Source organism: Myceligenerans xiligouense (genome assembly GCF_003814695.1).
In the GTDB taxonomy this organism is placed as follows: domain Bacteria; phylum Actinomycetota; class Actinomycetes; order Actinomycetales; family Cellulomonadaceae; genus Myceligenerans; species Myceligenerans xiligouense.
The window spans coordinates 2929689-2955047 of record NZ_RKQZ01000001.1 but is presented as its reverse complement, the minus strand read 5'-3'; the positions used below and the strand labels follow the sequence as shown (position 1 = coordinate 2955047).

The window sequence follows — 25359 nt, the reverse complement described above, 5'->3', positions numbered from 1 at the left end:
CTGTTTGTCCCCTTGAAGCTGGCAAGTCAGACTTGTCGGCTCCGACGAGCGAGGGGGACGGGCATGGACGACACCGCGGGACGGGCCGGGCACACCGGCGCGGGCGACGGTACCCGGCCGCCGTCGTCGGGCACGAGGCGCGCGCGGCGGATGCCCGCGTGGCTGGCCGGGACCATCGGCGCCCTCGCGGGCCTCGCGGTCGCGTCGGGGATCGTGGCCGGCGTCCTGGCGGGGCTGAAGGACGACTTCCGGGACGCGTTCGTGCGGGTGCTGCTGGACAACCTGAACCCGTTCACGACGTCCGAGGTCGACCACTCGACCGAGCCGGTGCTGCTCGGCATGCGGGACCTGGCACGGTTCGTCGCGGCCGAGGCGGAGTACCAGGTGCTGGTGGACCTGGAGCAGGACGTCAAGTACCTGCCTGGATGGCTCGCGGGATCACGCCTGACGCTCGTGGTGAACGGGTCGGTGGAGTCGTACGTGGAGTTCTCGGACCTGGACCCGGACGCGATCGAGATCTCCCGCGACGGCACGGCCGTGACGGTCACCGTGCCGGAGCCGGAGCTGGCGGAGCCGCGCGTCGACCTGGCCTCCAGCCACGCCCTGAGCGAGGACAGGGGACTGGTCGATCGCGTCGGTGACCTGTTCGAGACCGACACGGACGTCCGCCAGGAGGCCCTCGCGCAGGGAGCGGACAAGATCGCCGCGGCGGCCGAGGAGTCCGAGCTGACGGGACGGGCGCGCGAGAACACCACCAGGACGCTGGAGGCCCTGATCACGTCGTTGGGCTACGAGTCGGTGACGGTCGAGTTCGAGGAGACCGGAGCGGGCTGACGGCGGGAGCGCCGCCCGGACGCCCGAGGGCGGGTGCGGCCGCGGGACGCCCGCGACGGGCGGAGGCGTCGGTCCGGGCGGGTTTATCCGTGGCGGCGCGCTGCGCTACTCTTCCGCGGTGACCAGCGAACCGGACATGCTTCCCCCTGTTTCGTCCCTGCCCGCGTGGCTCGTCCCCTCCGTGTACCTGAACTGGTCGGAGGACTGGCTGCGTGAGGCCGTCGCCGTCGCCACCGGCGGCAACGAGCATCTGCTGCCGCGTGGCGCCGACGGCCCGCAGCGCGGTGACGTGGTGGTCACCGTGGTGGGTTCCGACCCGGGCATCGTGGCGTCCGTGGAGCTGATGGGCACCACGCAGGGCGAGGACTGGATCGCCGACGAGCTGTTCGGCCCGGACAAGCCCGTGCTCTGGGACGACCTGTTCAGCGGGGCGTCGGCGTACGCGCGTTCCTCGGGCTGGCTGCCGCAGGAGCACGCGCGGCTCGTGCTGGACGGTATCGCGGGGCAGTTCCGCAACGGTGCCTCCGGCACGCTCGAGCCCGGCGACTGCGAGACGGGCCGCCTCTCACCGAACCTGCACGTGCTGCGCCTGCTGGGGCACCGCCAGATCACCGGTGCGGACCTGCGGCACGAGGAGCGGTGCTACTCGTGCGAGCAGTTCGTCGACGTCACGGAGCTGCGCCCGCACGACGACGGCGCTCGCGCCGCCGCCAAGGAGAAGGCCGCGCCCCGCGACCTGAACCGGCTCATCGGCGACACGTTCCTCGTGTGCGACCCGTGCCACGAGCTGCTGCACCCGCACGCCATCGGCGCGCAGCGCGCCCGGATGCGCCCGGCCTGCCCGTCCTGCCACTCGCGCGGTACCGCGAAGCGGATCGTGTGGAACGAGGCGATCCACGACGAGATGCACATGCCGCACGATGTCGTCTACGGCGGGTTCGACGTGCCGGTCCCGACGCCCGAGTGGTACTGCCCGCAGTGCCACGCGAACTTCGCCACGGGCGTGGTCGGCACCCGCGCCCTGGGCGGCGCGTCCGCGATCCCGCCCGCGCCGGTGGACCTCGACGTGGCCCCGCCCGTCGACGTGTCGGCGATGCCGGAGATCTGAGCCCCGGGAGCCGGGCCGACCGAGCGGGTCCGGCGGGTTTCGACCGTGTCGTCGACGCCCGCCGGACCCGCTTGTCGTCGCGCCGGGACCTGACCGCTCGGTCTTCGCCGGGACGTCCGCGACGCGGCGTCGGGCCGGAGACGCTGCCCGAGAGCGGTCCGGAGGCCGCGGACCCGGCGAGGGCTCACGCCCGGGTCACGGGTCCGTTCCCGCGGACCTCGTCCCGGCGCGCGCCGCGAGCACGGCCGTCACGGCCCCGAGCGCGAACAGCACGAGCTGCGCGGAGTCGACCACGCGCTGCGACAGTGGCAGGTCGGCGAGGGCGAGAACGTTGAACATCGAGCCGAGCAGCAGCACCACGAGCAGGCACAGGATCACCGCGCCCGCCCACCCGGCGGCGGGGCGTGCCCGGCCCACGAGCCACAGCCCGACCAGCGCCGCGATCGCCGTCACCGCGCCGATCAGGAGCGAGGTGACGTAGAGGCCCACCGCGTCCGGGAACCGTGCGGTCGCGGCGACGACCAGGACGGTCTGCCCCAGCATCACGCAGAGCAGCCCGATCACCGGGGCGCGGTGCCAGAAGGGTGTCACGGCGTCGTGCCGGCCTGCCCGGGCGGCACCCTGGGCGAGCACCACGGCGCCTGCCGCGAGCACGACGGCGACGATGGTGAAGACCGTCTCGGCCAGGATCGTCTCCCGGGCGTCCCAGAGCAGCTGGATCACGGCGATCACGGCGAGCACGAACAACTGCGCCCCGGCCACGACGGCGGCGGCGATCCGCAGGCCCGCCGCACCCGCCGCACGGGGGTGCAGGCCGGAGGCTCCGGCGGCGAGCATCATCGTGGCCGGCGCGCCGGCCGTGACCAGCACCCAGAACAGGTTGTCGGTGCGGAAGGCGAACGGTTCCGGGTGGACCCCCACCCGGAGGAACGTGAGAACGACCGGTGCCCACGCCGCGACCGTCAGGAGCGCGACCGTGATGGCCGGCCAGGCGCTGCCCGGGCCGGACGGCCGGACGGAGCCCCCGACGGGCTCCATGCCGAGTTGGGCGAGTTCCTCGGCGCGGGCCAGGCGTTCGTCGCCACGGTCTCCGCCGGGGGGCTCGGGGGTGCTGGGACCGGCGCTGTCCGTCATCGTGCTCCGTGGTTCTGTTGTACCGAGGTCCGGCCCACTCTACAGCGGACCTGGACGTCACGGACGGAAAACCCGGGGCCGGACCGCGCTCGGCGCCCGGCGCTGTGAAACGGTTAACGCCGTTGTTGCCGGGGGGCGCTGTGCCGGACCGTCGTCCAGGCGCCCGCACCGTTGCGGGTGCCGCGCCGATGGGCGCAGGACCCAGGAGGGCAGCAATGACCCGAGAACCGAACCGGAGACGATGGCGGCGCTCTGCTGTCGCCGTCAGCACCCTCGCCGCCGTGGCCTTCGCGACCGCGGGCGCGACGGCGGCGGGCGTGGAGACCACGCGGACCGGCGTCACCCAGGGGACGTCGACGGCGGCGGACGAGGCCCGCGCGCTGGCGGGCCCCTATGCCGACCGCTTCCTCGACATGTACGACAAGATCAAGGACCCGGCCAGCGGCTACTTCTCCGACCAGGGCATCCCGTACCACGCGGTCGAGACCCTCATGGTCGAGGCGCCGGACTACGGTCACGAGACCACGAGCGAGGCCTATTCGTTCTGGCTGTGGCTGGAGGCGTCGTACGGCGAGCTGACCGGTGACTGGGCGCCCTTCAACGACGCGTGGGACACGCTCGAGGCGTACATGATCCCCACCACGGAGAACCAGCCGACGAACGGCGCCTACGACGCGGGTTCCCCGGCCACCTACGCCGCGGAGCACGCGCACCCGAGCGAGTACCCGTCGCAGATCGACAGCGGCGTCTCGGTGGGCTCGGACCCGATCGCCAGCGAGCTGAGCAGCACCTACGGCACCGACGAGATCTACGGCATGCACTGGCTCGCGGACGTCGACAACGTGTACGGCTTCGGCGCCGCACCGGGGTCCTCGGAGCTTCTGGGCCCGGACTACGAGGGCACCAGCTACATCAACACGTTCCAGCGTGGCGAGCAGGAGTCGGTGTGGGAGACGATCCCGCAGCCGTCGATCGACGACTTCTCCTACGGCGGGCCGAACGGCTACCTCGACCTGTTCACGGACGACGCGGAGTACGCCCAGCAGTGGAAGTACACGAACGCGCCGGACGCGGACGCCCGCTCGGTCGAGGCCGTGTACTGGGCCAAGCAGTTCGCCGAGGCCCAGGGCGCCGAGGGGCAGATCGCCGGCACCGTGGACAAGGCGTCGAAGATGGGTGACTACCTGCGGTACTCGCTCTTCGACAAGTACTTCAAGGAAGTGGGCTGCGAGTCGCCGTCGTGCGCGGCGGGCTCGGGCAAGAGCTCCGCGCACTACCTGCTCTCCTGGTACTACGCGTGGGGCGGGGCGCTCGACACGAGCGGCCCGTGGGCCTGGCGCATCGGTTCGAGCCACGCGCACTTCGGCTACCAGAACCCGATGGCGGCGTGGGCGCTGTCCAACGACCCCGACCTGATCCCGGCGTCGGCCACGGCGGAGTCCGACTGGGCCGAGAGCTACGACCGGCAGGTCGAGTTCTTCCAGTGGCTGCAGTCCGACGAGGGCGGCATCGCGGGCGGCGCGACGAACTCGGTGGGTGGCGACTACTCGGCGCACCCGGCGGGCACGCCCACGTTCTACGGCATGGCCTACGACGTCGACCCCGTCTACCACGACCCGCCGTCGAACCAGTGGTTCGGCATGCAGGGCTGGGGCGTCGAGCGCATCGCGCAGATCTACCACGAGACCGGGGACGCGCGCGCCGAGGCCATCCTGGAGAAGTGGGTGCCCTGGGTCATCTCCGAGATCACGATCTCGGACACGGACTGGGCGGTTCCGGCCACGCTGAGCTGGTCGGGCGCACCTGACACCTGGAACCCCGACGACCCGGGCAGCAACTCCGGGCTGCACGTCGAGGTCACCGACCACGGCCAGGACGTCGGGGTGGCCGGCGCCATCGCCAAGACGCTGACCTACTGGGCGGCCGCCTCCGGCGACCAGGCCGCGGCCGACACCGCCGGTGACCTGCTCGACGCCATCCACGAGCAGAACACCGACGACCTGGGCGTGTCCAGCCTCGAGACCCGTGCCGACTACAGCCGGTTCGACGACGTCTACGAGGGCGGCGACGGCGACGGCATCTACGTGCCGAGCGACTGGAGCGGTACCTACCCGAACGGCGACGTGATCGAGCCGGGTGTCTCCTTCCTGGACATCCGCTCGTTCTACGAGGACGACCCGATGTTCGCGGAGGTCCAGGAGCACCTGGACGGCGGCCCGGTGCCGGAGTTCCGGTACCACCGCTTCTGGGCGCAGACCGCCGTGGCCACGGCGTACGCCGAGTACGACCGCCTGATCGCGGACCCGCGGGACCCGGACCCGACGCCGACGCCGACGGACGACCCGACGGACGACCCGACGGATGACCCGACGGACGATCCGACCGACGACCCGACCGACCCGGCGTCCGCCTGCGAGGCGACGCTCACGGTGGTCAACTCCTGGGGCGGCGGTTTCCAGGCGACGGTCGAGGTGACGGCGAACACGGCGGTCTCCGGCTGGACGACGTCGTTCGACCTCGCTCCGGCGACGTTCACCCAGGGCTGGAACGCGGAGTTCAGCTCGTCGGGCTCCCAGGTGACGGCGTCCGACGTCGGCTGGAACGGCTCGCTGTCGGAGGGCGGCTCCGCGGAGTTCGGCCTCATCGGCAACGGCAGCCCGCCGTCGTCCCCGGCGGTCACCTGCACCGCCGACTGACGCCGGCGGGGCGGGAGACCTTCTGGGTCGACCGCTGAGGCGGGGGGCCGGGGTGACGGATTCACGGAATCCGTCACCCCGGCCTTCGCCGTCGGCTCAGCGGACGCGGGTCGTCAGGAGCACCCGGGTGGTGCCGGCGATCATCAGGGCAGCGCCCAGCATGTGCAGGCCGACCAGGAGGATCGGCAGGCCCGTGAAGTACTGGACGTAGCCGATCACGCCCTGCGCGAGCGTGATCGCGACCAGCAGCCAGGCCGCGCGTCGGGCGGCGGCGAGAGGGCCGCCGACAGCCCGGTGCAGCACGACCAGGTAGGCGGCCAGCGCGACCAGGAACGCCCAGACGGCGGCCGCGTGCGCCTTCGACATCGCCGCGGGGTCCAGCGCCAGCCGGTAGCCGACCTCGGCGTCACCGGAGTGCGGGCCCGCTCCGGTGGTCAGGACACCCAGCACGACCACCACGACGGTCAGCGCGCCCAGTGCCCAGGCCAGGGCGTGAGCCGCTGCCGGGACGACGACGCGGGGCGGGCCGTCGCCCTCGGCACTGCGGTGCAGCAGGTACAGGGACAGGGCCACCAGCGCGCCCGACACGCCGAAGTGCAGCGACACCCAGCCCGGATGCAGGTCGAGGAGGACGACGACGCCGCCGATCACGGCCTGCCCGATCACGCCGAGCCCGGGGACCAGCCCGAGCAGCCGGTAGCCCCGCGTCCGTGACGTGTCCGAGATCATCACCAGGAACACCGCGAGCGCGATGACGCCGAGCACCCCGGTCAGGGTGCGGTTCCCGAACTCGATGTACGGGTGCAGGCTGGTGGCCTCGTGGAAGGCGGGGGTGAACTGGCCGGGCTCGCACTCGGGCCAGGTGGAGCATCCGAGGCCGGACCCGGTGAGGCGGACCGCGCCGCCGGTGACGATGATGCCGATCTGGCTGATCAGGTTCGCCCAGAGGATCGCGGGGGTCCAGCGGCGCAGCCGGGCCGTCAGGCGCGCGGGGAGGTTCGGGCCGGGGGCGGCGGGGCCGGCCGGTGGGGTGTCGGCCGGTGCGGCCTGCGTGTCGGACGTGCTCACGCCCCCACGGTAGTGCCCGACGGCGGCCGTCCGGGTTGCGGACGACCGCCGTCGGGCGTGGTGCTGGTCACGGCCTCAGAGCGAGAGGCTCCAGCCGTCGATGTAGCCCGTGTCCCAGGTGGCGGAGTCCTGCACGCGCAGGACCCAGGTGCCGTCGGGCGACTCGCCGCTCACGTCGACCGTGTAGGTCTCGGTGATGTCGTTCGCGCTGCCGCCCGAACGCTCACGCAGCGTGTAGACGCTGCCGTCCGGGGAGACGAGCGAGACCGTGAGGTCACCGACCCAGGTGTGGACGATGTCGACGTCGACGGTGGCCGTGCCGCTCGGGGCGGCGCAGTCCGCGATGGCGATCGTGGACTCGGACGTGGAGTTGTCGTCGATGTCGACGTCCGCGGTGCTGCTGCCGGAGCAGCCGGGCTCGGGCTCGGGGTCCGGGTCCGGCGGGTTGTTCGCCTCGTCGCCGACGTAGAGCAGGGCGTTCGGCGAGCCGGAGCCCGGGTTCGAGACCGCGCCGGTGGTGGCGTCGGCCACGAGCTGGTCGCGGACCTGCTGGGGTGTGTACCCCGGGTTGGCCGCGGTCACGAGCGCGGCCGCGCCGGCGACGTGCGGCGAAGCCATCGAGGTGCCGGAGATGGTGTTCGTCGCGGAGTTCGACGTGTGCCATGCCGACGTGATGGACGACCCCGGCGCGAAGATGTCCAGGCAGGTCCCGACGTTGGAGTACGACGCGCGGGCGTCGTTGCTCTGGGTGGCGCCGACGGTGATCGCCTCCGGCGTCGAGGCCGGGGACGTGTTGCAGGCGTCGGCGGCGTACTCGTTGCCGGCGGCCAGCGCGTAGGTCACGCCGTCGGCGATGGAGTCGGCCACGGCGTCGTTGACCGCCTGGGAGAAGCCGCCGCCGAGGGACATGTTCGCCACGGCGGGCTCGCCCGCCGCGTGGTCGGCGGTGACCCAGTCGATGCCGGCGATGACGCCGTCGTAGGTGCCGGAGCCCGCGCAGTCGAGCACGCGGACGCCCACCAGGTCGACGTCCTTGGCGACGCCGTACGACGAGCCGCCGACGGTGCCCGCCACGTGGGTGCCGTGGCCGTTGCAGTCGGTGGCGTTGCTGTCACCGTCGACCGTGTCGGTCCCGTGGGAGGCGCGGCCGCCGAAGTCCTGGTGGGTGGTCAGGATGCCGGTGTCGATGATGTAGGCCGTGACGCCCGTCCCGGAGTTCGGGTAGGTGTAGGAGTCGTCCAGCGGGAGGTCGCGCTGGTCGATGCGGTCCAGGCCCCAGGACGGCGTCGGCGCCTGGGTGGCGGTGGCGTGCACCACCTGGTTCTGCTCGACGTACGCGACGGCCGGGTCCTTGCTGAGCTTGTTCGCCTGGCCGGGCGACATCTTCGCGCTGAAGCCGCGGATCGCGGTCTTGTACGAGTTCTTGACCGTGCCGCCGTACTTCTTGACCAGGCCGTGAGCCTTGCCGGTGACCTGCTGGATGCCGACCTCGGACTCGTCGAGCACCACGATGTACTCGCCGGCGACCGCGTCGGGGGAGTCGGCCGCGATGATCCGCGGCTTGTCGTCCAGGGGTGCCGCGGCGCTGGCGACGCTCGGTGCGGCCAGTGCGGGTGCGGCGATGACGGCGAGTCCGGCCGCGGTCGCGGCCCATCGCCTCGCGCGAGGGCTCCGGCGTGAGCCGGGGTCGTGTGGGGTGACGCGCTTCATTTTCTACCTCCCGGTGTCCGGGTTCTCCGGAATCGGTATGCGATGCCGCAAAGCATCGCAAGGGTCAACGGAAGCATAGGTTTGCGTCAACGAAAATCGTAGGGGTTCGGGCTGATTGTCCGTTGACAAATAGGTCATAGCGGATCTGTATGGGGTGAAAAATGGTGCGTGGGTAGTCGGGCCGGGTGCCGGGTGGGTGGCGGGTGCCGGGTGCCGGCCGCCGGGTGCCGGTCGCCGGTCGCCGGTCGCCGGGTGCCGGGTGGCGGCCCCGCGCGGAGGCCCACCCGCGGTGACGCGCGGCGGATGCCGATGCCGATCCCGCCCATCGATCCGCTGCTGAACCCGGGTACCGGCGCGTTTCGCCGAACCGCAGTCGGGCGTCGGGCTGTCCGCCGAACCGCAGTGGGGGTGTCGGCCCCGCCCGCCGAACCGCAGTGGGGGTGCCGCTTGGCCTGCCGAGCCGCAATGAAGACATCGGCCCGTCACGCCGAACCGCACCGAGACGCCGGAACTGTCCACCGAACCGCATGGTGAATCGTTCGAATCGCTCGATGGCACGATTCAGCCTGCGGTTCGACCGCCCTTGACGGTGCCTGGCTGCGGTTCGGCGAGCGTCGATCCTTCGGCTCGGGGATTCCTCGGCTCGGGGATCCTTCGGCTCGGCGGCGGAGCGGCATCGGCCTTGTCGCGCGGCGCCTAGGATGACCCGGTGACCGTCTCCCCGCCCGCGCCCGGTGGCCCGGCCGCCGTCGAGGTGCGCGGACTCGTCAAGCGGTACGGAGGCCGGGCGGTCGTCGAACACCTCGACCTGACCGCCCACGCCGGCGCCGTCACCGCGGTCCTCGGGCCCAACGGGGCGGGCAAGACCACCACCGTCGAGTGCTGCGAAGGCCTCCGCACGCCCGACGGCGGCTCCGTGCGCGTCCTCGGCCTCGACCCCGCTGCCGACGCCGCCGCCCTGCGACCCCGCGTGGGCGTCATGCTGCAGGACGGCGGTCTCCCCTCCGGAGCACGGGCCGGCGAGGTGCTGCGACACGTCGCCGCCATGTACGCCACCCCGCGAGACGTCGGCGAGCTGTCCGAACGCCTCGGCATCGGCGGCTTCGCCCGCACCGGCGTGCGTCGGCTGTCCGGCGGCCAGCGGCAGCGGCTCGCGCTGGCGTGCGCCCTTGTCGGGCGCGGGCAGGTGATCTTCCTCGACGAGCCCAGTGCGGGCATGGACCCGCAGTCCCGCCGCGCCGTGTGGGACCTGATCCGGGAGCTTCGCGCCGACGGCGTCGCCGTCGTCCTCACCACCCACCTCATGGACGAGGCCGCTGACCTCGCCGACCACGTCCACATCGTCGACCACGGCCGCGTCATCGCGGCCGGCACCGTGCCAGAACTCCTCGCCCACGACGGAGCGCAAGGGACGACGACGGCCGCCCGCGTGCTGGTCGAGGCCCGGCCCGGCCTGGACACGGGGGCGCTGACACGAGCGCTGCACCACGCGACGAACCCCGCATCAGCACTTGTCCCGGATGCCACCAGACATCCGTTGGCACGACAGACCGACGGTGCCGCCGAGCCGTCCACTCCTGGCACCGGTCCCTCAGCAGAACCTTCCGCACCTGGCACCGAACCCTCCGCACAACCCTCCGGACCAGGCATCGCACCGGCCACCCGGGGGGCCGCACCCCCCTGGCACGTCACCGAGACCGAACCCGGCGTGTACGTCGCCGACGGCCCCGTCGACCCGGCCGCACTCGCCGCCGTCACCACCTGGCTGACCGACGCCGGAGCACTCGCCAGGACCATCACCACCGGCGGCCGCACCCTGGAGGACGTCTTCCTCGACCTGACCGGGAGGCACCTGCGGTGAACGACACCCGCCCGGCCGCAGCGGCCGCTCCCGCTGCCGCACCCCCGCTCCGGCGCGTCCTCACTCAGGCCACGTTCGAGGCCCGGACCCTGCTGCGCAACGGCGAGCAACTACTCGTCTCCGTGATCCTGCCCGTGCTCGTCCTGGTCGGGATGGCCACCGCGCCGTTTCTTGGCATCGCCACCGATGGCGTGAGCCGGATCGACTTCGCCGTGCCCGGCGTGCTGGCGCTTGCCGTCGTGTCGAGCTCCTTCACGTCGCAGGCCATCGCCACGGCCTTCGACCGCCGCAACGGCGTGCTGCGCCTGCTCGCCACCACCCCGCTCGGACGTGGCGGACTGCTCGCGGGCAAGGCGCTCGCGGTGCTCGCCGTGCTGGTGGTCCAGGTCGCGGTGCTGGCCGCCGTCGCGGCCGGGCTCGGCTGGACGCCCGATCCGGCGGGATTCGCCCCCGCAGGGCTGGCGCTGCTGTTCGGGACCGCGTGCTTCACCGCGTTGGCGATGCTGCTGGCCGGGACCGTGCGGGCGGAGGGCGTGCTGGCGGTCGCCAACCTGGTGTGGATCCTGCTCGTGGTGGCCGGCGGCCTCGTGGTGCCGCCGGACCGGCTCGGACCGCTGGGCCCTCTCGCGGCGGTGCTGCCGTCGGGCGCGCTGGGCGAGGCGGTGCGCGGCGCGCTGCTCGGCGGCGCGCTACCGACCGTGCCGCTGCTGGTGCTGGCCGCCTGGACCGTGGCCGCGGCGCTGGCCGCGGCGCGCTGGTTCAGGTGGCACTGAACCCTGTGTCGGCGTCATCCTGCGTCGGCGTCTTGTTGCGGCACCGCGGGCACGGTGCGCGCACCGCGGTCACCGGTCGCCTCGGCGGTTGTTGCGGGCGGCGAGTGTCTCGCGCACGAGCCCCGATACCTTGCCGACGGTGTACACGTCCCCGGCGCGCACGTGCAGCACCGTCTGAGCAGTAGCCGTGATCGCGTTGTGGCGCGCCATGTCCTGGGCGATCGCCGCAGCGCCGGTGTGGAACTCGTTCGAGTCGATCTCCACGATGAGCCAGGAACCGTCGTCGAGGATCCAGCCGAGGTCGCCCAGGCGCTCGACACCACCCGCGTCGCGGACAGGTACTTGCAGCGAGTCGGGCGGGATTCCGTGGTCGACGCAGTCCAGCCGGGCGCGCGTCTCGAGCGGTGACTGCGCTCGCTGGTCCGAGAGCTCCCACCATGGGTGCGTCCGGGCGACTCCCCGACGTCCCCGAGCTCTCGCGTGGGAGCGGCGCAGCGCGCCGGAGGTCAGCAGCCCTAGGTTTCGTGCCGAGTCCATGCAGGCTATGGCGACCTCGCGACTCGTCTCAGGAACCAGCTGGGTCAATGCCCATTCGACGGTGGCCAGTGTGAATCCCTCGACCTCGATGACGTCCATGCCGTCGTCGAACATGCGGGCGCGGACGTGATGCCTGGAGTAGACGCGGCGGCCGCCCGGCAGCGCGATCTGCGGCTGAATGGTCGGCGGCAGCCCGAGCACGCCGTGCAGGGCGAGAGCTGGACCTCCGACGACGATCGCATCCGGGCCGAACTCCAGCGCACCGAACATCGCCGCCCGCCGGCGGCGGTGATCCGGGTGACGTGCGGACATCGGCGCCGGGGCCGTGTCGAAGACGCGCGGGCTCAACGACCGCCACAGGCCCCGGTCCACGAGGCGCGATGCCCGCCCGGACGACAGGCCGGACTCCCGGCACTGCATGGCCGTCACCAAGCCTTCCTGTCGCTTGGCGACCAGGGTCAGTTCCGGCGGTAGCGGCATGATCTGTCTACTCATGCCTCCATGGGACGACGGCGCCGCGATCCGTGCGGGGCATTGCGCCGTGGCCTGTGCACAAGTGACGGCCGAGTGCTCCTGTGGTCGGTGTCGAAGTGCTGCGACAGCTATGGGGCGTCCCCTGGGACGGCTTCAGGCCACGCGGAAGGTCGTGGAACGGGCGCTCCGCTCACCGCCACGGCGGGGCTCGCGCCTGCTGCCTGCCACCGAGCCGCAACCGAGTGTCATCGTTCGCCGCCAACCTGCGACCTCTGTCCACCCGCTGCCGTCGAACCGCACGTAGAGGCCACGCATCGGTGTCGAACCGCACAATGAATCGTGCCAACTGCTGATTTGAACGATTCATTATGCGACTCGGTGGCGGCGGGCCGGCCGGCTTTGCGGTTCGGCGCCGGAGGACGGCGCCTGGCTGCGGTTCGGCCGGCGGTGGCGTGCTCAGGTTGCGGTTCGGCCGGGGCGGGCGGACGCCGGGGTTGCGGTTCGGCAGTGGTGACCCCACAGCTGAGTCGTCATCGCCGTCACGGTCCCGGCGGCGCGGTCCCGGCGGCACGGTGGCGTGTCCGGTCCTGCGGTTGAGTACTGGGCGCCACGGCACGGTGGCGTGTCCGGCCCATGGTTGAGTACCCGGCGCCACGGCGCGGCGGCGTGCTCGGCCCCATGGTTGAGTACCCGGCGGCCATCATCGGGTGCTGCTCGTGGATGCCGAGCGCGACGAGTGTGATCTTCGCCTCGATCCGGAACGTTCTGAGGTTCGCCTTCCTTGCCAAGCGGCATTTAGGGAACAAGGATGTTCCTTAAAGCGTTTGCGGAGTGATGGAACGTGGTGTTGCCACGGGCTACCGCAGCGCGACGGGCTCCGTCCGCGGAGCCGTACCGCCCACGCCGGCCTGACCAGCCGGCACGACTCCCGCAGGAGGTGACATGAGCACCCAGGCACCCGCGACCGTCGTCGGCCGACAGGACCGACGGGACCGCCCCGCCCGGCAGTCCGCCGCCCCGGGCCCGCACGCCGGGCACCCGCACGAGACGGACGGGACCACCCGCCGCCACGTGCTGCAGCTCGTCGCCTCCGACGGACCGGTCACCGCCGCCCACCTGGCCTCCACCCTCGGGCTCACCGCCCCCGCGGTGCGCCGACACCTGAGCCTCCTGGAGGACGAGGGCCGGATCGAGGTGCACGAGGGCCAGCCGGGTCCGGCGCGCCGGGGGCGTCCGGCGCGGCACTACGTCGTCACCCACGGCGGACAGTCCGAACTTGCCGGCGGCTACCAGGAGATCGCCGCCGACCTGCTGCGTCACCTGCGCGCCCACGGCGGGGACGAGGCCGTGGCGGCGTTCGCCCGCGAGCGCTACGACGCCGTCGTGCGCCGGTACGCGCCTCGCCTGGACGCGGCTGAGGCCGGCGCGACCGGAGACACCACGCGGGGCGCCGCGAGATCCGATGTCGCCGCCCGCGCGGCCCGGCTCGCCGCGCTGCTGAGCGAGGACGGTTACGCCGCCTCCGTGCGGCCCGTGCCCGCAGCGGCGACACTGGCGGGGGACGCCTCCGAGACAGCCGGCGTCGCCGCGTCCGTACCCGGCGGGGCGGCCGTGCTTCCCGGCGTGGTCCCGGCCGTCCAGCTCTGCCAGGGGCACTGCCCCGTGCAGCACCTGGCGGAGGAGCACACCGAGCTCTGCGAGGCGGAGGCGCGGGCGTTCTCCGAGCTGCTCGGGACGCACGTGCAGCGCCTCGCGACCATCGCAGGCGGAGCGCACGCCTGCACCACGAACATTCCCCTGGGAACGAACCCCACCACCGAAGGAACACGATGAGTGCACCGACGCAGGAGCAGCGCACCGACGAGGAGATCATCTCCTCCATCGGCGCGTACGAATACGGCTGGCGCGACAGTGACGAGGCCGGTCAGGCCGCTCAGCGCGGCTTGAACGAGGATGTCGTCCGCAACATCTCGGAGCTGAAGAGCGAGCCGGAGTGGATGCTGAAGCAGCGCATGAAGGCGCTGCGCCTGTTCGACAAGAAGCCGATGCCGTCGTGGGGCTCGGACCTGTCGGGCATCGACTTCGACAAGATCAAGTACTTCGTGCGCTCCACGGAGAAGCAGGCCACCTCGTGGGAGGACCTGCCCGACGACATCAAGCAGACGTACGACAAGCTCGGCATCCCGGAGGCGGAGAAGCAGCGCCTCGTGGCGGGCGTCGCCGCGCAGTACGAGTCCGAGGTGGTGTACCACCAGATCCGCGAGGACCTGGAGCAGCAGGGCGTCATCTTCGTCGACACCGACACGGGTCTGCGCGACTACCCGGAGCTCTTCCAGGAGTACTTCGGCACCGTCATCCCCGCCGGTGACAACAAGTTCTCCGCGCTGAACTCGGCCGTGTGGTCGGGCGGCTCGTTCGTCTACGTGCCGCCGGGCGTGCACGTCGAGATCCCGCTGCAGGCCTACTTCCGCATCAACACGGAGAACATGGGCCAGTTCGAGCGCACGCTGATCATCGCGGACGAGGGCTCCTACGTGCACTACGTCGAGGGCTGTACCGCGCCGATCTACCAGTCCGACTCGCTGCACTCGGCCGTGGTCGAGATCGTCGTGAAGAAGAACGCCCGCGTGCGCTACACGACGATCCAGAACTGGTCGAACAACGTGTACAACCTGGTCACCAAGCGTGCCACGGCCGCCGAGGGCGCCACCATGGAGTGGGTCGACGGCAACATCGGCTCCAAGGTCACCATGAAGTACCCGGCGATCTACCTGCTGGGCGAGCACGCCCGCGGCGAGACGCTGTCCATCGCCTTCGCCGGCGAGGGCCAGCACCAGGACGCCGGCGCCAAGATGGTGCACGCCGCGCCGCACACGTCGAGCTCCATCGTGTCCAAGTCGGTGGCGCGCGGTGGGGGCCGCACGTCCTACCGCGGCCTCGTGCAGGTGCTGGAGGGCGCGAGCGCCAGCGCCTCGAACGTGCTGTGCGACGCGCTGCTGGTGGACCAGATCTCCCGCAGCGACACGTACCCGTACGTGGACGTGCGTGAGGACGACGTGTCCATGGGCCACGAGGCCACCGTGTCCCGCGTGAGCGAGGACCAGCTGTTCTACCTGATGTCCCGAGGCATGGACGAGACCGAGGCCATGGCGATGATCGTGCGCGGGTTCGTGGAGCCCATCGCGCGCGAGCTGCCCATGGAGTACGCGCTCGAGCTCAACCGCCTCATCGAGCTCCAGATGGAAGGTTCCGTCGGCTGACATGACTGCAACTACTGATCTGACCACGGACCATTCCCGCGCCGTGGCCGACGGCGCCCACACCCACGGCGTCGGCGCCAAGCCCCAGGGCTCGCGTGCCGAGCGCCTCACCTCGTTCTCGCTGGACGACATCCCCGTGCCCATGGGGCGCGAGGAGGAGTGGCGCTTCTCTCCGGTCGCGCGCATCCAGCCGCTGTTCGACGGCGGTCTGGTGACCGCGGGCGCGGACGGTTCCGGCGTCCGGGTGAGCGTCACCGCGGCTCCCGAGGTGAAGGTGGAGACGGTCGGGCGCGACGACGCCCGGCTCGGCCGGGCCGGCAAGCCCGGTGACCGCACCGGCGTCAGCGCCTGGAACGCCTTCGCCGAGGCGACGGTCGTGACGGTGCCGGCCGAGGCCGTGGCGTCCGACGTCACCTCCGTGCGGTTCGACGGCTCCGGCGACGGTGCGGCATCCGCCGCCCACGTGCTCGTCAAGGCCGAGCACCACGCCGAGGCCGTCGTCGTCATCGACCACGCGGGCGTCGCCACGCTCAACCAGACGGTCGAGATCGACGTCGCCGACGGCGCGCAGCTCACCGTCGTCTCCGTCCAGGACTGGGCCGACGGCGCCGTGCACGCCTCCAGCCACCGGGCCCGCATCGGCCGCGACGCCAAGCTCAAGCACGTCGTGGTGACGTTCGGCGGCGACGTCGTGCGCATCACGCCCGACGCCGAGTTCACCGGCGAGGGCGGCGAGGTCGAGATGGTCGGCCTGTACTTCGCCGACGCCGACCAGCACCAGGAGCACCGCCTCTTCGTGGACCACGCCGTGCCGCGCTGCAAGTCCCGCGTCACCTACAAGGGCGCCCTGCAGGGCTCCGGCGCGCACACCGTCTGGGTGGGCGACGTCCTCATCCGCGCCGAGGCCGAGGGCACCGACACGTACGAGCTCAACCGCAACCTCGTCCTCAGCGACGGTGCGCGCGCGGACTCCGTGCCGAACCTCGAGATCGAGACCGGCGAGATCGACGGCGCCGGCCACGCGTCCGCGACCGGCCGGTTCGACGACGAGCAGCTCTTCTACCTCATGGCCCGCGGCATCCCCGAGACGGACGCGCGCCGCCTCGTGGTGCGCGGCTTCTTCGCCGAGCTCATCCAGGAGATCGGCGTCGCGTCGGTCGAGGAGCGCCTCATCGCGTCCATCGAGGCCGAGCTCGAGAAGTCCATGAGCGTCATCGCCGGCGGGGGCCCCTCGACCGGTGGTGCGGGAGAGACGGAGTGACGTACCGGTGACCTTCCAGACCGCGTGCCTCACCGACGACCTGGCCCCCGAGGAGGCCATGCTCGTCGAGCTGGACGGCGTCGACGGGGCGCCCGTCCCGGTCGCGCTCGTCCGCGACGCCGACGGCGACTACCACGCCATCAGCGACATCTGCTCCCACGGGCAGGTGTCCCTGTCCGACGGCGAGGTCGAGGGCTGCCTCGTCGAGTGCTGGCTGCACGGCTCGCAGTTCGACGTGCGCACCGGCCAGCCCGTCCAGCTCCCCGCGATCCGGCCCGTCCCCGTCTACCCCGTGAACGTCGAGGGCGACAAGGTGCTCGTCGACATCGACGGGCAACCCGCCGGCGGTTCCTGAACCGCCCGACGGCGCGGGCACCGGCCGCACGCCGAAGACCGACGCCACCACGGCCGTCGTCGTCCACAACACGAAGCTTCCGTCAGAACCTGGAGAGAACGTATGTCCACCCTCGCGATCCGCGACCTGCACGTCAGCGTCGAGACCAAGGAAGGCCCGAAGCCCATCCTGCGCGGCGTCGACCTGACCCTCGAGTCCGGCCAGACCCACGCCATCATGGGCCCCAACGGCTCCGGCAAGTCCACGCTCGCCTCCGCGCTCGCCGGTCACCCGAAGTACCGGGTGACCTCCGGCACCGTCACCCTGGACGGCGAGGACGTCCTGGCGATGTCCGTCGACGAGCGGGCCCGCGCCGGCCTGTTCCTCGCCATGCAGTACCCGGTCGAGGTGCCCGGCGTGTCCGTGGCGAACTTCCTGCGCACGGCCAAGACCGCCATCGACGGCGAGGCCCCCAAGCTCCGCACCTGGGGCAAGGAGGTCAAGGAGGCGATGGGCAACCTGCGCATCGACACCGCCTTCTCCGAGCGCTCCGTGAACGAGGGCTTCTCCGGTGGTGAGAAGAAGCGCCACGAGATCCTGCAGATGGAGCTCTTCAAGCCGCAGATCGCGATCCTCGACGAGACCGACTCCGGCCTCGACGTCGACGCGCTGCGCATCGTGTCCGAGGGCGTCAACCGCGCCAAGGAGAACACGGACGTCGGCGTGCTGCTCATCACGCACTACACGCGCATCCTGCGCTACATCAAGCCGGACTTCGTGCACGTCTTCGTCGACGGCCGCATCGCCGAGGAGGGCGGCCCGGAGCTCGCCGACCGCCTGGAGGAAGAGGGCTACGACAAGTACGTCGGCAAGGCGGCCCCGGCCGCCGTCTGACGGACGGCAGTTGCCCGGGCGGTACACCGGATCGAGGAGCGATGATGACCACCACTGAAGTAAGGGCCGGGCAGGCCGCCCGCACCTTCACGCCCGCCGAGCTGGTCGCCGTGCGGGCGGACTTCCCGCTGCTCGGGCGCACGGTCCGCGACGGCAAACGTCTCGTCTACCTCGACTCGGCGGCGACGTCGCAGAAACCGCAGGTGGTGCTGGACACCGAGGTCGACTTCTACGAGCAGCGCAACGCCGCCGTGCACCGCGGCGCGCACGCGCTCGCGGAAGAGGCCACCGAGGCGTTCGAGCACGCGCGGCAGCAGGTCGCGGCCCTGGTGGGGGCGGACGTCGGCGAGATCGTGTGGACGCCCGGCGCCACGATGGGGATCAACCTCGTGGCCACGGGCATGCAGCACGCGACGCTCGGGCGCGGGGGAGCGGCCGCCGAGCGGTTCCGGATCGGGCCGGGCGACGAGATCCTCGTGACCGAGGCCGAGCACCACTCGAACCTCGTGCCGTGGCAGGAGCTCGCGGCGCGGACGGGGGCGACGCTCCGGTGGATCCCCGTGGGGGACGACGGGCGGCTGGACCTGTCCGGGCTCGACGCCGGGACCGGCGGCGCAGGCCGTGCCGGGCTGATCAACGAGCGCACCCGTGTGGTGGCGTTCGCGCACGTGTCCAACGTGACCGGCGCGGTGGCGCCGGTGGCCCGGATCGTGGCGGCGGCACGCGAGGTGGGCGCGTTGACCGTGCTGGACGCCTGCCAGTCGGTGCCGCACCGGCCGGTCGACCTGCACGCGCTGGACGTCGACTTCGCGGTGTTCTCGGCACACAAGACGCTCGGGCCCACGGGCGTGGGCGCCCTGTACGGGCGGCGTGAGCTGCTGGAGGCCCTGCCGCCGGTGACGACCGGCGGGTCCATGGTGGAGGTCGTGACCATGGAGTCCACGACGTTCGCCCCGCCGCCGCTGAAGTTCGAGGCGGGCACGCAGATGGTCGCGCAGGCCGTCGGGTTCGGGGCCGCCGCGGACTACCTGCGCGAGCTCGGCATGGACGCGGTCGCCGCGCACGAGACCGAGCTGGCCGAGGAACTGCTGAAGATCACGTCGATCCCGGGCGTGCGGGTCGTCGGGCCCGAGTCGGTGGGGACCCTCGGCGCCGAGGCGGGCCCCGAGGCCGGTCTTCCGGACCGCGTCGCGGCCGTGTCGTTCGTGGTCGACGACGTGCACGCGCACGACGTCGGGCAGGTGCTGGACGACGCCGGCATCGCCGTGCGGGTCGGGCACCACTGCGCGCAGCCGCTGCACCGCCGGTTCGGAATCGCCGCCACGGCGCGCGCGTCGGCGTCGGTGTACACGACTCTCGACGAGGTCGTGACGTTCCGGGAAGCCTTGGAGGGGGTCAGGACGTTCTTCGGAGCGGAATGACCCGGACGCGGTCGCGGCCGCGGCCTAGGCTGGACGAGAGAACTTCGAAAGGGACAGCGTGAGCTCGCTCGAGCAGATGTACCAGCAGGTGATCCTGGACCACGCGAAGCACCCGGTGGGCCGGGGGCTGGTCGACGTGGACGCGGCGCACCTCCAGGGGGAGTCGCACCAGGTGAACCCGACGTGCGGTGACGAGGTGACCCTGCGGGTCGACGTCGTACCCGGCGCCGACGGCGGGCCCGCCCGCGTGGCCGGCGTGTCCTGGGAGGGACAGGGCTGCTCCATCTCGCAGGCCTCCGTGTCGGTGATGACGGAGCTGGTCAGCGACCAGCCCTTGGACGAGGTCGCGCGGCTCGACGCCCTGTTCCACGACCTGATGGGCTCGCGCGGCAAGGGGCTCGACGCCGAGGACGCCGAGGACGACCTCGGCGATGCCATGGCCTTCACCGGGGTGTCGAAGTACCCCGCCCGGATCAAGTGCGCGCTGCTCGGCTGGGCGGCGCTCAAGGACTCGCTGGTGCGCAGCGGCGCGTCGGCCACCAACGACTGAGGTGACAGACATGACCGAGGGAACCACGACCGACGTCGAGCAGGAAGCTCCGCAGGCCGGGACCGCCGAGGCGCCGGATGCCGCCGCGCCGGCAGCCGGAGGCACGCCCGTGAACGTGGCCGACGTCGAAGAGGCCCTGCGCGACGTGATCGACCCCGAACTGGGGATCAACGTCGTCGACCTGGGCCTCATCTACGGCGTGCAGATCGACCAGAACAGCTTCGCCACGATCGACATGACCCTCACGTCCGCGGCCTGCCCGCTCACCGACGTGATCGAGGACCAGTCCGCCCAGGCCCTGGAGGGCATCGTGTCCGGCCAGCGCATCAACTGGGTGTGGATGCCGCCGTGGGGGCCGGAGAAGATCACGGACGAGGGGAAAGAGCAGCTGCGGATGTTGGGGTTCAACGTCTGAGAGGTGGTGGGGTCGGGCCGTAGGTTCCTGAACTGGGGAAATGTCGTCTGGCCTGCTGTTTCTCTGTTGGTCTTGTGGGACCGAAGTGGACTCGGATGGCCTCTTGAGGCCAGCCGAACACCCACTGAAGACCCACGGGATCGGAGGCGGGCCCGCAGGTCACGGGCCGTCTTCGGGCTGTGTGCGGGTGTGTCGAAGCCCCAGCGAGAGCTGGTGGCGTGGCGAGGACACCTGGTGGGCGGAGAGGACCCACCCATGGCACGCAGACCGTCCCGGCGTATCTTCGGCCAGGTCGAGGAGCGCAGGAGCGCCGTGACCGGCGCGATCACGACTTGGCGAGCGCGGTACGTGGACCGGGTCGCTGCCGGCGACGGTGGTGGCCCAGCCGGCGACGTAGGGCGCGGTCGAGCTGGTCAGGTCCAGGCCATGGGCGGCGGCGACCATGTAGGCGACGGAGTCGGCCTCGACCTCGCGGATCCCGCGGTGTGGAGAGCGACCTTCGCTTCCGGATCGGGACTGGTGCCGTCCTCGGGCGCGGTGTCATGCCCAGGGGCATGGAGCATGGTGTGGGCGAGCTCATGGGCCAGAACGGCTGCTTGGCCGCTGGGGTCCAGGTCGGAGCGGATCTCGACGAGGCGGGTAGCGTAGGTCGTGCGTCCGCTGGCGCCGTCCAGCGCGGCCGTATCGGGGACCAGACGAACGTCGTAACCTAGCGCGGCGACCTGACCGGCCAGGCCGTCCCAGAGGCCGGGTGGAGCCTGACCTGCGGGCAACTCGACGGCCGGCCGTTCGGGGATCGGTGCGCCGTCGGTCTGGGAGATGTCCCAGGCGTAGGCGGGCCGGACCCCGGTCATGCGCGACCTGACTACCTCGCCGGACTCGGGCTTCTGCCCTTTGGCCAGGCGGTGCCAGGAGTCGGGGTCGTCGTCGCGGCCGGCCATGCGGGCAGTGACCGGAGCGAGGATCTGGTAGCCGGGCTGGCCCTTCATGACCTGTCGTCCCAAGGTGCGCCACTGCTGGAACCCGGCGACGTAGGTTGGTGACTCGGCCAGGACGATGCCCCCTTCGTGCGCGGCGGCGTGCTGTGCCCAGATCAACAGGGTGTTGTTGAACGACCGAGAGCGGAACCGTGCGGCGAAGGCCAGGGCGCGCCGCCAGTCGTGGCCGGTGATGAGCTGCTCGACTGCAGCAGTCAGCTTGTCGTGCAGGGCGTCGAGCTTGGCGTTGCGGTCGGCGACCTTCTCTTCGAGCGTGCGGGTATCGGTGCGCATGGGGCCTCCTGGCAGGTCTGCCAGGAAGGTGCGTACGAGGCCCCAAGCCGAGGGTGCAGTCGCGGACGGGCGCAACCACGCATCCGGGACCGGGGCGATGGCAGCGAAGAACCGGCGTGGCGGGAGGGCTGCCGTTCATGCACGTCGGATGATCTGGGTGTTGTCTGCTTGCCCGTCGCCCGCCCCGAGACGTCCTATGCTCGGGACTCGCCAACGCGGACAAAGGAGCGAGATGCCCGGCAAGAACATCCAGGGAGAGGCGCTGGAGATCCTCACGGATTCCGACGAGCTGGAGGGATTTCTGATCGAGGCCGGTGGCCTGACCTCTTATGACGCGGAGCGTGTCGCACAGGCCATCACCAACCTGATCGAGGAATCTCCCTAACGCCGCCTGACCGCCATTGACGTCGTGGGGCGCGCCCCGGCCCCAACCAACGCTTTCCTCGTCGATCGCCTACTGCTAGCGTGAGAATGGCTCACGAAGGGAACGAGGTGGCTGTGACCAGGCATGACATACGGTGGATCGCACTTCCTGCGGCGATCGCTACGGTCCTGGCGTCATGCGCGACAACCCCACCTGCTCGAATTCCAGACACGACGGAGTCGAGGATCGCCACCTCCCAGCCTGCCGCGACGCCGGACGCCGACCCTGGCACGATCGCAGCATCGTTGACCGAGAGGTTCGCAGACGATCCGAAATTCGGCTCTGCGGGGGTAGAGGACGGTGAGCTCTTCCTCTACTGGTACGGCTCTGAGCCACAGATCGTCCACGACATCGCCGGGGATGTTCCCGTCGTCGTTCGTGATGCACCTCTTGAACCCGGATCGCTCAGGGACGCTGCCACCACGCTTGTCGAGACAGAACCGGACGTGACGTCTGCGGGGCCCGCACACGACTTCACCGGGCTCACGATCACGGTCGACCCCCGCGCGGACGCAGAGGACCTCGCGGCGAGCCTGGGAACCCGGCTTGACATCCCTGTCCAGGCAACGACCGACAGCGTCGTGCCGTTCGACGGCGACTGAGACCGGATACGGCACCCGGTTTTGCCCTGGGTAGACCTTGAAACCCCTTGTGTCCGCTTTGCCCGCAAAATAGACTGCTGGGCAAGCAGCTTCCAGGCGGCACACAAGGAGACACCTTGAGATTGCGCAGAATTGCTCTTGCCATAGTAGCCGCGTCCTCGCTCCTCGCTGTCGGGGGTGTGGCCGCAGCGGCGGATGGGCGTGACCCGCTCACACTCGCCCCGAGCAGCATCGCCCCATCAGAGCTGACGCCGGAGGAGGCATCCACTGCAGCCGGCCCGGGCGTAGAAGACTTGACGCTCCCGGCGGTGACCGAGGAGATGAGCGAGCTCGCCTCCACGATCACCGAGCGATATGCCAGCCACCCCCGGTTCGCCTCCGCCGAGGTTCTTCGCGATCGGTCCGCGCTCATCGTCCACTGGCATGGCACCGTACCCAGCGACCTGCGCGCACTGATCCACGACGCGAAGGACGTGCCGGTCAAGATCAAGCAGACCTCCTACTCGCCTGGCAAGGTCCGCGATGCCGCCAAGACGCTCATGTCTGACCCAGCTGTCGCCTCGGTGGTGCCGGAGCCTGACGCGTCAGCGCTTCAGGTCTCGCTGCGTCCGGATGTCTCGGTCGCGCGCACGGCGCTGGCGAGTGGCGTCGAGGTGCCGGTCACGTTCGACACCACATCCGTCGTCCCGTTCAACTCGCGCCAGAACGACCTCAACTACCACCTTGGTGGTGCGCGCATCTCCCTGTTCGAGGACCCGTTCATCGTCTCGGACTGCACCTCCGGCTTCGCCGTGGTCGACTCGGACAACCCCAGCCGTGAGGCCATGATGACCGCCGCGCATTGCGGCGAGACAGGTTCGACCTGGATCACGTCCGACGGTACGTATGCCTACTCCTACGGATCGATGATCCAGCGCAACACCGACTACGACGGCGCGATCATCGACTCGGGCTGGTCACAGTCCTACGTCTGGACAGGCGCGTGGGACTCGACCAGCTACGCGCAGGTCCACGGTCAGCGCACGCCATACATCGGGCAGGAGATCTGCTACTCAGGCTCCTACAGCGGGACGCTGTGCGGCAACATCGTCACGGCCCGTGGCGTGGTGTACAACCTGGGTGGCGATCTGACCTCGGTCACCGGATTCCGGACCGAGCAGGAAGCTGACCTCCCGGCAGCCGGCAACGGTGACAGCGGCGGGGCCGGCTACGAGATCGTCACATCTGGGTCGGGCACACAGCGCCTGGCCGTCGGCATCATCTCAGCAGGACCCGCCTCCGAGTCGAGCGGTAACTGTCGAGGTGTACCGGGCGGCGACGGGCCGTTCGACCGCAAGTGCAGCCCGGTTATTCTCTCCACGTCAGTGGTAACGATCGGAAACCGGCTCGGATGGGTCGTGCCGACCAGCTAGGTGTGATGTCCAGGGAGGTTGTTCTGATCCTGTGATGGCGACACGGGCTCGGGTTACTGGATGAGGAAGGCCTCCGGTTGTGAAGTGGAGCTGTCGAGGAACCGCTTCACGAATACCGGAGGCCTTCGTGTCCCACGCTAATGCCCTGCTGACCCCGAAGACACGGCTGCGCCTGGCGCGTCTGGTCGTGGAGTCGGGCTGGTCCTGTTCGTCTGCCGCGAAGATGTTCATGGTCTCGCCGCGTACCGCCAAGAAGTGGGCTGATCGGTACCGCAGCGAGGGCGTGGCCGGGATGGCCGACCGTAGCTCCCGCCCGCGTCACAGCCCGACCCGGACCCCGGCGCACCTGGTCAGGGCCATCGTGCGGCTGCGCTGGAGGCACCGGCTCGGACCGGTGCAGATCGCAGGACGGGTGGGCTTGCCGGCCTCGACCGTGCATGCCGTTCTGGTGCGTTGCCGGATCAACCACCTGTGGCGTATCGACCGGGTCACCGGTGAGCCGCTGCGCCGCTACGAGCACGACGAGCCCGGCTCCCTGATTCATGTGGACGTGACCAAGTTCGGCAACATCCCCGACGGTGGCGGCTGGCGCTACGTCGGCAAGCAGCAGGGCGACCGCAACCGGGCAGCAACGGTCGACCGCACCGGCGCCCCGCGTAGCCGCACACGCGCCCCGCTGGTCGGGCGGGCCTACGTACACACCGTCATCGACGACCACTCCCGGGTCGCCTACGCCTTCGAGATCCCAGCCGGTCCCAAGTCCCACTGTAGTCCCAACGCCCCACGCGGCGGAACGACTCAGCAGGTCAGGACCGGTTCGCACAGCCCAACGTCTGAGAGGTGGTGGGGTCGGGCCGTAGGTTCCTGAACTGGGGAAATGTCGTCTGGCCTGCTGGTTCTCTGGTGGGTACGTGGGACAGGAGTGGACTCGGGTGGCCTTTTGGGGCCGCTCGAAGTCCCCCTGAAGTCCCACGTGATCGGGGATGGTCCCGCAGGTGGTGGGGTGTTTCCGGGTCGTGTGCGGGTGTCTCGAAGTCCGGGGCGAGTCGAAGCCGCCGAAGCGAGGCGCGGCTGGCGGAGCAGTGGGCGATTACGCTGGCGGAGTGGGCCGAGCGGTCGGTGGCGAACAAGAAGCTGCGGCCGTCGACCAACGGGACCCGCGCCTGCAGATAGCCGACGCGAACCTGACCGAACTGCTGCCCGCGGTGACGACCGGCCTGCGCAACGGGGAGCTGCGGGCGTTGCGCCGCCGACACCTCGATCTGACCGATCTGATCACTGTTTGACCTTGTGGTGGGAACAGAGAGTCGACTTCTTCGT

General features: G+C 70.9%; 22 protein-coding genes and 1 pseudogene. 18 read left to right on the top strand and 5 right to left on the bottom strand.

Annotated features, from left to right (window positions below; translation table 11 throughout):
• Positions 1-63: 63 nt before the first annotated feature.
• Both EDD34_RS12865 and EDD34_RS12860 read left to right on the top strand, forming a co-directional pair.
• Positions 64-834: a DUF4230 domain-containing protein gene (locus EDD34_RS12865; protein ID WP_123814930.1), complete on the top strand. Its 771-nt coding sequence runs from the start codon at positions 64-66 to the stop codon at positions 832-834.
• Positions 835-952: 118 nt separating this feature from the next.
• Positions 953-1942: a hypothetical protein gene (locus tag EDD34_RS12860; RefSeq protein ID WP_211341577.1), complete on the top strand. Its 990-nt coding sequence runs from the start codon at positions 953-955 to the stop codon at positions 1940-1942.
• Between the two features lie 195 nt (positions 1943-2137).
• On the opposite strand, the gene EDD34_RS12855 is transcribed toward EDD34_RS12860, so the two are convergent.
• Complete coding sequence (locus EDD34_RS12855; RefSeq protein WP_123814929.1) at positions 2138-3076, bottom strand: hypothetical protein; 939 nt, start codon at positions 3074-3076, stop codon at positions 2138-2140.
• A gap of 215 nt (positions 3077-3291) precedes the next feature.
• Between EDD34_RS12855 and EDD34_RS12850 the strand changes: the two genes are divergently transcribed.
• Complete coding sequence (locus tag EDD34_RS12850; RefSeq protein ID WP_123814928.1) at positions 3292-5772, top strand: glycoside hydrolase family 48 protein; 2481 nt, start codon at positions 3292-3294, stop codon at positions 5770-5772.
• 96 nt (positions 5773-5868) lie between these two features.
• Here the strand turns inward: EDD34_RS12850 and EDD34_RS12845 are convergent, their stop codons facing one another.
• Together EDD34_RS12845 and EDD34_RS12840 are read right to left on the bottom strand one after the other, a co-directional pair.
• A complete protein-coding gene (locus EDD34_RS12845) occupies positions 5869-6840 on the bottom strand; it encodes a COX15/CtaA family protein (protein ID WP_123814927.1) in 972 nt (323 codons plus the stop codon).
• A 75-nt stretch (positions 6841-6915) separates the two neighbouring features.
• Positions 6916-8550, bottom strand: a complete 1635-nt coding sequence (locus EDD34_RS12840; RefSeq protein ID WP_123814926.1) for a S8 family peptidase — start codon at positions 8548-8550, stop codon at positions 6916-6918.
• A 709-nt stretch (positions 8551-9259) separates the two neighbouring features.
• On the opposite strand from EDD34_RS12840, the gene EDD34_RS12830 reads away from it, so the two are divergent.
• Both EDD34_RS12830 and EDD34_RS12825 read left to right on the top strand, forming a co-directional pair.
• Positions 9260-10411, top strand: a complete 1152-nt coding sequence (locus EDD34_RS12830; RefSeq protein WP_246012376.1) for an ABC transporter ATP-binding protein — start codon at positions 9260-9262, stop codon at positions 10409-10411.
• The gene (locus tag EDD34_RS12825) at positions 10408-11184 is read left to right on the top strand and encodes an ABC transporter permease (RefSeq protein WP_123814924.1); all 777 of its coding nucleotides are present in this window, start codon (positions 10408-10410) and stop codon (positions 11182-11184) included. The genes EDD34_RS12830 and EDD34_RS12825 overlap by 4 nt, the downstream gene beginning before the upstream one ends.
• A gap of 69 nt (positions 11185-11253) precedes the next feature.
• Here EDD34_RS12825 and EDD34_RS12820 read toward each other — a convergent pair whose 3' ends face one another.
• Positions 11254-12216: a hypothetical protein gene (locus EDD34_RS12820; protein ID WP_123814923.1), complete on the bottom strand. Its 963-nt coding sequence runs from the start codon at positions 12214-12216 to the stop codon at positions 11254-11256.
• 921 nt (positions 12217-13137) lie between these two features.
• Between EDD34_RS12820 and EDD34_RS12815 the strand changes: the two genes are divergently transcribed.
• The 8 genes from EDD34_RS12815 to EDD34_RS12780 all read left to right on the top strand — a co-directional run bounded on the left by EDD34_RS12815 (position 13138) and on the right by EDD34_RS12780 (position 20330).
• Entirely contained in the window at positions 13138-14028 is an 891-nt protein-coding gene (locus EDD34_RS12815) for a helix-turn-helix transcriptional regulator (protein WP_123814922.1), read from the top strand.
• Entirely contained in the window at positions 14025-15455 is a 1431-nt protein-coding gene (sufB, locus tag EDD34_RS12810; protein ID WP_123814921.1) for a Fe-S cluster assembly protein SufB, read from the top strand. Before EDD34_RS12815 ends, sufB begins: the two co-directional genes overlap by 4 nt.
• A 1-nt stretch (position 15456) precedes the next feature.
• Positions 15457-16716, top strand: a complete 1260-nt coding sequence (sufD, locus tag EDD34_RS12805; RefSeq protein WP_123814920.1) for a Fe-S cluster assembly protein SufD — start codon at positions 15457-15459, stop codon at positions 16714-16716.
• A gap of 7 nt (positions 16717-16723) precedes the next feature.
• On the top strand, positions 16724-17071 hold the full coding sequence (locus EDD34_RS12800; RefSeq protein ID WP_123814919.1) for a non-heme iron oxygenase ferredoxin subunit: 348 nt from the start codon (positions 16724-16726) through the stop codon (positions 17069-17071).
• A 102-nt stretch (positions 17072-17173) separates the two neighbouring features.
• Positions 17174-17944: a Fe-S cluster assembly ATPase SufC gene (gene sufC, locus EDD34_RS12795; protein ID WP_123814918.1), complete on the top strand. Its 771-nt coding sequence runs from the start codon at positions 17174-17176 to the stop codon at positions 17942-17944.
• 44 nt (positions 17945-17988) lie between these two features.
• Complete coding sequence (locus EDD34_RS12790) at positions 17989-19365, top strand: SufS family cysteine desulfurase (protein ID WP_425462353.1); 1377 nt, start codon at positions 17989-17991, stop codon at positions 19363-19365.
• Positions 19366-19423: 58 nt separating this feature from the next.
• Positions 19424-19915 carry a Fe-S cluster assembly sulfur transfer protein SufU gene (gene sufU, locus EDD34_RS12785; protein WP_211341576.1) on the top strand — a complete coding sequence of 164 codons (492 nt, stop codon included), beginning with the start codon at positions 19424-19426 and terminating at the stop codon, positions 19913-19915.
• Positions 19916-19925: 10 nt separating this feature from the next.
• On the top strand, positions 19926-20330 hold the full coding sequence (locus tag EDD34_RS12780) for a metal-sulfur cluster assembly factor (RefSeq protein WP_123814916.1): 405 nt from the start codon (positions 19926-19928) through the stop codon (positions 20328-20330).
• Positions 20331-20743: 413 nt separating this feature from the next.
• Here the strand turns inward: EDD34_RS12780 and EDD34_RS12775 are convergent, their stop codons facing one another.
• A complete protein-coding gene (locus EDD34_RS12775; RefSeq protein WP_123814915.1) occupies positions 20744-21601 on the bottom strand; it encodes an ArdC-like ssDNA-binding domain-containing protein in 858 nt (285 codons plus the stop codon).
• A 232-nt stretch (positions 21602-21833) separates the two neighbouring features.
• On the opposite strand from EDD34_RS12775, the gene EDD34_RS20695 reads away from it, so the two are divergent.
• The 5 genes and pseudogenes from EDD34_RS20695 to EDD34_RS20690 all read left to right on the top strand — a co-directional run bounded on the left by EDD34_RS20695 (position 21834) and on the right by EDD34_RS20690 (position 25325).
• A complete protein-coding gene (locus EDD34_RS20695; RefSeq protein ID WP_170177076.1) occupies positions 21834-21986 on the top strand; it encodes a hypothetical protein in 153 nt (50 codons plus the stop codon).
• Between the two features lie 113 nt (positions 21987-22099).
• Entirely contained in the window at positions 22100-22627 is a 528-nt protein-coding gene (locus EDD34_RS12770; protein ID WP_123814914.1) for a hypothetical protein, read from the top strand.
• Between the two features lie 308 nt (positions 22628-22935).
• Positions 22936-24039 carry a chymotrypsin family serine protease gene (locus EDD34_RS12765; RefSeq protein WP_123814913.1) on the top strand — a complete coding sequence of 368 codons (1104 nt, stop codon included), beginning with the start codon at positions 22936-22938 and terminating at the stop codon, positions 24037-24039.
• 127 nt (positions 24040-24166) lie between these two features.
• A pseudogene (locus tag EDD34_RS12760) lies at positions 24167-24775 on the top strand (helix-turn-helix domain-containing protein); the annotation flags it as partial.
• Positions 24776-25142: 367 nt separating this feature from the next.
• Positions 25143-25325 (top strand): hypothetical protein, encoded by a 183-nt coding sequence (locus tag EDD34_RS20690; protein ID WP_170177074.1) that lies wholly within the window; start codon positions 25143-25145, stop codon positions 25323-25325.
• Positions 25326-25359: the final 34 nt, after the last annotated feature.

What these genes read in the sequence shown, in the direction of transcription:
- EDD34_RS12815 (WP_123814922.1), top strand. Translation starts at nt 13,138, where the DNA reads ATGAGCACCCAGGCACCCGCGACCGTCGTCGGCCGACAGGACCGACGG.
- EDD34_RS20695 (WP_170177076.1), top strand. Translation starts at nt 21,834, where the DNA reads ATGCCCGGCAAGAACATCCAGGGAGAGGCGCTGGAGATCCTCACGGAT.
- sufD (WP_123814920.1), top strand. Translation starts at nt 15,457, where the DNA reads ATGACTGCAACTACTGATCTGACCACGGACCATTCCCGCGCCGTGGCC.
- EDD34_RS12855 (WP_123814929.1), bottom strand. Translation starts at nt 3,076, where the DNA reads ATGACGGACAGCGCCGGTCCCAGCACCCCCGAGCCCCCCGGCGGAGAC.
- EDD34_RS12820 (WP_123814923.1), bottom strand. Translation starts at nt 12,216, where the DNA reads ATGAGTAGACAGATCATGCCGCTACCGCCGGAACTGACCCTGGTCGCC.
- EDD34_RS12850 (WP_123814928.1), top strand. Translation starts at nt 3,292, where the DNA reads ATGACCCGAGAACCGAACCGGAGACGATGGCGGCGCTCTGCTGTCGCC.
- EDD34_RS12865 (WP_123814930.1), top strand. Translation starts at nt 64, where the DNA reads ATGGACGACACCGCGGGACGGGCCGGGCACACCGGCGCGGGCGACGGT.
- sufB (WP_123814921.1), top strand. Translation starts at nt 14,025, where the DNA reads ATGAGTGCACCGACGCAGGAGCAGCGCACCGACGAGGAGATCATCTCC.
- EDD34_RS12775 (WP_123814915.1), bottom strand. Translation starts at nt 21,601, where the DNA reads ATGCGCACCGATACCCGCACGCTCGAAGAGAAGGTCGCCGACCGCAAC.
- sufC (WP_123814918.1), top strand. Translation starts at nt 17,174, where the DNA reads ATGTCCACCCTCGCGATCCGCGACCTGCACGTCAGCGTCGAGACCAAG.
- EDD34_RS12790 (WP_425462353.1), top strand. Translation starts at nt 17,989, where the DNA reads ATGACCACCACTGAAGTAAGGGCCGGGCAGGCCGCCCGCACCTTCACG.
- EDD34_RS12780 (WP_123814916.1), top strand. Translation starts at nt 19,926, where the DNA reads ATGACCGAGGGAACCACGACCGACGTCGAGCAGGAAGCTCCGCAGGCC.
- EDD34_RS12840 (WP_123814926.1), bottom strand. Translation starts at nt 8,550, where the DNA reads ATGAAGCGCGTCACCCCACACGACCCCGGCTCACGCCGGAGCCCTCGC.